Source organism: Kitasatospora sp. NPDC057904 (genome assembly GCF_042887925.1).
Taxonomy (GTDB): Bacteria; Actinomycetota; Actinomycetes; order Streptomycetales; family Streptomycetaceae; genus Kitasatospora.
Map to the genome: position 1 here is coordinate 46,015 of NZ_JBHVOL010000022.1, position 7,355 is coordinate 53,369.

General features: G+C 74.1%; 6 protein-coding genes. 5 read left to right on the forward strand and 1 reads right to left on the reverse strand.

The genetic code is table 11. The features are described 5' to 3' along the window. Positions 1–31: 31 nt before the first annotated feature. From ACFVSN_RS36560 to ACFVSN_RS36570, 3 genes are all read left to right on the forward strand, one after another. A complete protein-coding gene (locus tag ACFVSN_RS36560; protein ID WP_387957704.1) occupies positions 32–1,642 on the forward strand; it encodes a PTS transporter subunit EIIC in 1,611 nt (536 codons plus the stop codon). A gap of 41 nt (positions 1,643–1,683) precedes the next feature. Beyond that, the gene (locus ACFVSN_RS36565) at positions 1,684–2,676 is read left to right on the forward strand and encodes an aldo/keto reductase (protein ID WP_387957706.1); all 993 of its coding nucleotides are present in this window, start codon (positions 1,684–1,686) and stop codon (positions 2,674–2,676) included. Between the two features lie 320 nt (positions 2,677–2,996). After that, positions 2,997–3,773 (forward strand): PE-PPE domain-containing protein, encoded by a 777-nt coding sequence (locus ACFVSN_RS36570; RefSeq protein WP_387957709.1) that lies wholly within the window; start codon positions 2,997–2,999, stop codon positions 3,771–3,773. A 155-nt stretch (positions 3,774–3,928) separates the two neighbouring features. On the opposite strand, the gene ACFVSN_RS36575 is transcribed toward ACFVSN_RS36570, so the two are convergent. After that, positions 3,929–4,225 carry a hypothetical protein gene (locus ACFVSN_RS36575; protein ID WP_387957711.1) on the reverse strand — a complete coding sequence of 99 codons (297 nt, stop codon included), beginning with the start codon at positions 4,223–4,225 and terminating at the stop codon, positions 3,929–3,931. Between the two features lie 122 nt (positions 4,226–4,347). On the opposite strand from ACFVSN_RS36575, the gene ACFVSN_RS36580 reads away from it, so the two are divergent. Together ACFVSN_RS36580 and ACFVSN_RS36585 are read left to right on the forward strand one after the other, a co-directional pair. Beyond that, complete coding sequence (locus ACFVSN_RS36580) at positions 4,348–5,661, forward strand: ALF repeat-containing protein (RefSeq protein ID WP_387957713.1); 1,314 nt, start codon at positions 4,348–4,350, stop codon at positions 5,659–5,661. Between the two features lie 169 nt (positions 5,662–5,830). After that, positions 5,831–7,201 carry an ALF repeat-containing protein gene (locus ACFVSN_RS36585; protein ID WP_387957715.1) on the forward strand — a complete coding sequence of 457 codons (1,371 nt, stop codon included), beginning with the start codon at positions 5,831–5,833 and terminating at the stop codon, positions 7,199–7,201. Positions 7,202–7,355 lie beyond the last annotated feature (154 nt).

Genomic DNA, 7,355 nt, shown 5'->3' on the forward strand with positions numbered 1-7,355 from the left:
GGCGGCCGGGTGCGTACGGACGATGATCGGTATGCCCAGGCCGCGCGCGGGCAATCAGATCTTCATGACGGACACGCACACCGGCACCGCCCGCGACCTCCTCGCCCTCGTCGGCGGGGCCACCAACGTCACCTCCACCGCCCACTGCATCAGCCGCCTGCGCCTGGGCCTGGCCGACCCGGGCCTCGCGCGCACCCAGCGGATCAAGGACCACCCGGCGGTACTCGGGGTCGTCGTGGACGGCACCTACCAGATCGTCCTGGGACCGGCGGCCGTCGACCGCGTCGCGCAGGCGTTCGAGCAGCTCGTGGCCGCCGCCACCGCGGCTGCGGGCACCGCCGCCCCGGCGGCGGACGCCGACGTCCCGGCAGCGGGCACCGCCGCCCCGGCGGCGGACGCCGACGCCCTCGCCGCCAGGGGAGCAGCCCTCAAGGACGACCGCACACGCCGCAACGCCACCCCCGGCAAACTGCTCCTGCGCCGCATCGCCGACATCTTCGTCCCCCTCATCCCCGCCCTCATCGCCTGCGGCGTCATCGCCGGCCTCGGCGCCACCCTCAACTCCCTCGCCCTGTCCACCCACACCGCCGCCCTGACCGGCATCGTCCCCGTCACCACCGCGCTCTCCCAGGGCTTCATGTCCCTGATCGCCGTCTTCGTCGGCTACAACACCGCCAAGGAGTTCGGCGGCACCCCCGTCCTCGGCGGCGCGGTCGCCGGCATCGTCGTCTACCCGGGCGTCGCCGCCATCACCCACACCCCCTTCGGCCACCTCAAGCCCGGCCAGGGCGGCGTCCTCGGGGCCCTCGCCGCCGCCGCCCTGTGCGCCGCGCTCGAACGGTGGGCCCGCCGGTGGGTCCCCGACGCCCTGCAGATGCTGCTCGTGCCCACCACCGCCCTCGCCCTGTCCGGCCTGACCGCCCTGCTCCTCCTGATGCCGCTCGCCGGCCTCCTCGCCGACGGCATCGGCAACGGCGCCACCTGGCTCCTCGCCCACGCCGGCGCCGGCGCCGGGGTCCTCCTCGGCGGCACCTTCGGCACCCTCGTCATGTTCGGCCTCCACCAGGCCCTCATCCCCATCCACACCACCCTCATCGAGCACCAGGGCTACAGCGCGCTCTACCCCATCCTCGCCATGGCCGGCGGCGGCCAGGCCGGCGCCGCCGTCGCCGTCTACCTGCGCGCCCGCCACAACCCCTCGCTGCGCCGGGTCATCAGGTCCGCGCTGCCCACGTGCGTCCTGGGGGTCGCCGAGCCCGTCATCTACGGCGTCACGCTGCCGCTGGTGCGGCCCTTCGTCACCGCCGGGATCGGGGCCGCGGTCGGCGGCGCCGTCGTCGGCACGTTCGCCCAGCTCGGCCTCACCACCGGCTCCACCGCGATCGGCCCCTCCGGCCTCGTCCTGCTGCCCCTGCTCGACGGCAGCCACGGCATCGGCCCCGCCGTCCTCGTCTATACCGGCGGCTGGCTCACCGCCGCGCTCGCCGCCTGCGCCGCCACCTACGCCTTCGGCTTCACCCCGGCGATGCTCACCGCCCTCAACGCCCCGGCGGAGGGGGCAGGCGGGCCAAGCGGGCCGGGCGGGCCAGACAGGGCAGGCGGGGCAGGCGGGGCCCCGGCCGAAGGCGCCCCGGCCGGATAGGGTCCGTGACGACGACCGGACGATCTTCGAGGAGTACCGCCATGAGTGCCGCCGTGCCCACCCCGCCCGCCGGTGCGCCGATCACCAGGTTCGGCCTGGGCACCGCCGCCGTCGGCCGCCCGGGGTACATCAACCTCGGGCGCGACGCCGACCTGCCCGCCGGGCGCAGCGTCGAGGCGCTGCGCCGGCGCACCCACGAGCTGCTGGACGCCGCGTACGCCGCCGGGGTGCGGTACGTCGACACGGCCCGCTCCTACGGGCGCGCCGAGGAGTTCGTCGCGCAGTGGCTGGCCGAGCACCCCCGGGAGGCGGCCGACACGGTGGTGGGCAGCAAGTGGGGCTACACCTACACGGCGGGCTGGCGCACCTCCGGGGTGGCCGCGCACGAGGTCAAGGAGCACTCGACGGCGGTGTTCGACCGTCAGGTCAAGGAGACCAGGGCCCTGCTCGGGCGCCACCCGGACGTCTACCTCGTCCACTCCGTCACTCCCGACAGCCCCGCCCTCACCGACCCCGCCCTGCACGGGCGCCTGGCCGAACTCGCCGCCGACGGCGTGCGGGTGGGCCTGTCCACCAGCGGCCCGGACCAGGCCGACGCGATCCGCGCGGCCCTCGCCGTGACGGTCGACGGGCAGCCGCTGTTCGCCGCCGTCCAGTCCACCTGGAACCTGCTGGAGACCTCCGCCGCCCCCGCCCTGGCCGAGGCCCACGACGCCGGCTGGCTCGTGGTCGTCAAGGAGGCGATGGCCAACGGCCGCCTCGCCGACCGCAACGCCACCGGCCCCGACACCGCCGCCCTGCGCGCCCTCGCCACCCGCACCGGCGCCACCTGCGACGCCCTCGCCCTGGCCGCGGCCGCCGCCCAGCCCTGGGCCGGCCTCGTCCTGTCCGGCGCCGCCACCCCCGCCCAGCTCGCCTCCAACCTCACCGCCGTCGTCCACCCCCTCACCCCGGACGACCTCGCGGCCCTCGCGCCGCTGGCGGGGCCGGCGGGGGAGTACTGGCGGGCGCGTGCGGGGCTGGTGTGGTCGTGAGGAACTGAGGGGTTGGGGGTGTGGGCGGGCTGCGGCCCTCGCGGCCCTCGCGCCGCTGGCGGGGCCGGCGGGGGAGTACTGGCGGGCGCGCGCGGGGCTGGCGTGGTCATGAGGTCCCGAGCGGTCGGGGCCGACCGGCTCCCCCGATGTCCGCACCCGCTATGACGGCGTCAAAAAACAGCCCCTGACCAGGCATTCCGGGCACCGGCCAGATATGGCCGGTGCCCGTCCTGGTTCCCCGCGGCGCCCGGACAACACGATGGCCACAGGTCGCCGCACCCGACGCGGCGCCCCACCCGACCAGAGGGAGCTGACCCCACATGACCATGCGTGCCAGCCTCGCCCGCCGCCTCAAGGCCGTCCTCGCGACGACGGCGCTCGCACTCACCGGCGCCGCCGTCGTGCCCACCGCCGCGCACGCCGACACCGCGCAGCCGCACCACTACTACATCGAGCTCGGCGGCACCGGGACGGCCCTGGCGGCACCCCGTTGCACCTACACCTTCGACCTCGCCAACCAGCACCTGCCGGCCGGCAGCACCGCGATCCCGGTCTGCTACCCGGCCAGCGGCGGCCCGTTCATCGGCGGCCAGAACCAGCTGCCGGCCCCGTTCGAGCCGAGCTTCGGCGACAGCGTCAACGCGGGCTACTGGAACGCCAAGGCGGCCCTGGAGAAGGCCTACAAGGCCGACCCCACCGCCCGCTTCACCATCGCCGGCTACTCGCAGGGCGCCTGGGTCGGCGACCTGCTGCTCCAGACCATCGCCAACAACGGCACCGCCGTGCCCCGCGAGCAGGTCGACGGCATGCTCTACGCCGACCCGATGCAGCCCGGCACCGGCTTCTGGCACCTCGTCCCGCAGGGCACCCTGGTCCCGTTCGTGGCGTACTCCCCGGGCACCGGCCCGGAGAACTTCCCCGGCGGCATGCCGGTCCAGCGCTTCTGCATCAAGACCGACGGCGTCTGCGACGCGACGTCCCTGGACTCCTTCAGCGGCTTCCTCGCGCAGCACCCGCGCTACCCCGGGAGCATCATCGTCGACACCCTCGCCAACACCGGCGGCAACGGCACCAAGTGGTACCCGGCCGGCGCCTGACCGGATAGCGGGGGCGGAGAGCCACGGGGGAACAACGGGGGAGCAACGGGGGAGACGGGGGAGACGGGGGAGCAACGGGGGAAAACCGGCGCCGCGGTCCGTGGGGGGACCGCGGCGCCACACCCGTCCCTCCTCCTCCCCCCGCGGGCGGTGCGTCAGGACAGCTCCAGCCGCGCGTGCGTCGCATCGGCGAAGACCTCCAGCAGCACCCGGCCCACCGGATGCTCCTCCGACAGGAAGGCGCTGCGCCGGGCGCGTACGACCAGGACGTCGTGGGAGTCGAGGAGGTCGGAGAACCCGCGGTTCTCGATGATGTCCCAGAGGGCGTCCAGGCTGCGGCCCTGCCAGTGGTGCAGGGCTTCGTGGTTGACGGCGACGAGGGCCGTGCGGAAGTCCATCAGTGAGTCGACGTCGTGGTCCCGGACGTCGACCAGCAGCTCGCTCTTGTTCATGGCGTCAGCGTAGGGGGCGCCGTGGGACGGGACGGTCGGGTAAATGATTGGTATGGCAATAGCAAAAACCGATCTATGCTGTCGTCGTTCACAAACTCTTCGCACGAATCAGGTTTCGCTGGATGAAGCTGCCCAAGGTGTCCGCCGTGATCGCGGCCGCGGTGCTGGCCCCCGCCGTCCTCTTCCCGTCCTCGGCCGCGGCCGCAGACAGCCCGCAGCCGGCCGGCGTCTCCGGACCCGACACCGCCTCCGACAAGCCCGACATGACCGAGCAGGAGAAGCACGACCGCGCCGAGGTCCAGCGCATCCTCGCGGACAAGGAATCCGGCTGGGGCGTGCGCGACGCGGCCGAGAAGGCCCTCAAGGGCGGCGCCGCCGAGCTGCGCCACTTCCTGGAGGTCGAGCTCGCCGACCAGCGCGCCACCGACAACCGCGTGAGGGTCGCCCAGCTCATCAACAATGCCGGGCCCGTGCTGAAGGAGGCCGCCAAGGCCGTGCTCCGCAACGGCACCCCCGAGGACGTCGTCAAGTTCCTCAAGGAGGGCCAGTTCACAGCCCGCGCCGAGGACGAGGACCGGGCCAAGGTGCAGGCCATCCTCGACGACAAGGAGACCGGCGCCGGCGTGCGCGAGGCCGGCGAGAAGGCCCTCAAGGGCGACGCCGCCGCCGTGCGGCACTTCCTGGATGTCGAGCTCCCCGGGGCTCGGGTGGCGGACAACCGGGTGAAGGTCTACCAGATCCTCTCCGTCGCCACCGGCCGGGCCGTCAAGGACGCCGCCAAGGCCGTGCTCCGCAACGGCACCGACGAGGACGTCGTCAAGTTCCTCAAGGAGGGCCAGTTCACGGCCCGCGCGGAGGACGACCGCGTCGAGACGCTGCGCATCATCGCTGACAAGAGCAACGGCCGGCACGTGCAGGAGGGAGCGCAGAAGGCGCTCAACGGCACGGCCGCCGACGTGCGGCGCTTCCTTGAGGTCGAGCTGCCGCAGCTGCGCGCGAGCGACAACCGGATCAAGGTCTCGCAGATCGTCGAGACCGGCGGGCCGGCCGTGAAGAAGGCCGCGCTCCAGGCGCTCGACGGCAGCAACGACGACATCGCGAACTTCCTCAAGGAGGGCTGGGCCAAGGCCCGCGCCCAGGACGAGGCCGACGCCGCCGGCAAGCCCGCCCAGGACCGGACCCCGGACCAGAAGCCGGCCGCGCAGCCGGAGTCCGGCCAGGGCCAGGGCGTCCAGCCCGCCGCCGTGACCGCGGCCACCGGCACCGCCGCGAGCGCCGCCGGTGCCACCACCGGGGCCGCCTCCGCCCGCCCCGGCCAGCTCGCTGCCACCGGTGCGGACGGCTTCGGCTGGGAGGCCGGCGGCGCCGCCGCGGCCGTCGCCGCAGGTGCTGCGCTCGTCGCCGTCTCGCGCCGCCGCCGCTCCACCGAGAGCTGACGCACCCCGCACCCCCGCACACCCGCGCCCCCGGCCGCCGCACCCCGGCGCCGGGGGCGAGGCGTTCCCGGACGGCGTCGAGTCAGATAAAAACTTGGTATTGAAAACCTTTGAGTTGATCTAAGCTGTGGCCGTTCACAAACTCTCCGCACGAATCAGGTTTCGCTGGATGAAGCTGCCCAAGGTCTCCGCCGTGATCGCGGCTGCCGTGCTGGCCCCCGCCGTTCTCTTCCCGTCCTCGGCCTCGGCCGCCGACAGCCCGCAGCCGGCCGGCGTCTCCGGACCCGACACCGCCTCCGACAAGCCGGACGACGCCGGGCACCAGGACGCGGGCGACCAGGAGAAGCGCGACCGCGCCGAGGTCCAGCGCATCCTCGCCGACAAGGAGTCCGGCTGGGGCGTGCGCGACGCGGCGGGGAAGGCCCTCAAGGGCGGCGCGGCCGAGCTGCGCCACTTCCTGGAGGTCGAGCTGGAGGAGCAGCGTCACAAGGACAACCTGGTGAAGGTCGTTCGGATCGCCGACGGCGCCGGGCCCGCGGTGCGGAAGGCCGCCGATCTCGCGCTCCGGGGCAACGACTACGGCGCCATCCTGAAGTTCCTCAAGGAGGGCCAGTTCACGGCCCGCGCCGAGGACGAGGACCGGGCCAAGGTGCAGGCCATCCTCGCCGACAAGGAGTGCGGCCGCGGCGTGCGCGAGGCCGGCGAGAAGGCCCTCAAGGGCGACGCCGCCGCCGTGCGCCACTTCCTGGAGGTCGAACTCCCCAGGCAGCGCGCGGACGACAACCGGGTGAAGGTCGCCCAGATCCTGTCGGCGGCCACCGGCCGCGGGGTCAAGGAGGCGGCGATCCACGCGATGAACGGCACCGACGCCGACATCGTCACGTTCCTCACCAAGGGCTGGGCCACGGCCCGGGCCGAGGACGACCGCGTCGCGGTGCTGCGCCTCATGGCCGACAAGGACTGCGGCCGCGGTGTGCGCGAGGCCGGCAGCAAGGCGCTCGACGGCACGGCCGCCGACGTGCGGCGCTTCCTGGAGACCGGGTACGCCGAGGCCCGTCAGGACGACGACCGGGTCAAGCTCTCGCAGATCATGGCCGAGGGCGGGCCGGCCGTGAAGGCGGCGGCCGGCAAGGCGCTGAGCGGCACCTACGCGGACGTCGTCAAGTTCCTGAAGGAGGGCCAGTTCACGGCCCGCGCGCAGGACGAGGCCGACGCCGCCCGCAAGCCGGCCCAGGACCGCACCCCGGACGCGAAGCCGGCCGCGCAGCCGGAGTCCGGCCAGGGCCAGGGTGTCCAGCCCGCTGCGGTGACCACGACCACCGGCACCACCGGCACCGCAGGCACCACCGGCACCACCGGTACGGCCACGGGCGCCACCACCGCCGGGACCGCCGCCACGGCCACCTCCGCCCGCCCGGGCCAGCTGGCCGCCACGGGTACGGACGGTCTCGGCTGGGAGGCCGGCGGCGCTGCCGCGGCCGTTGCCGCGGGTGCGGCGCTGGTCGCGGTCTCGCGCCGCCGCCGCTCCGCCGAGAGCTGACACCGCCGAGAGCTGACAGCATCGAGAGCTGACACCGCCGGCAACACCAGGGCGGCGGGGGGGGCCGGGGGGGGGGGCGGCCCGGGGCGGGGGAGTAACCCGGACCAAAACATAGTGAATAACAAAAAAACCCAGAACAAAGGATTTAGAAGAA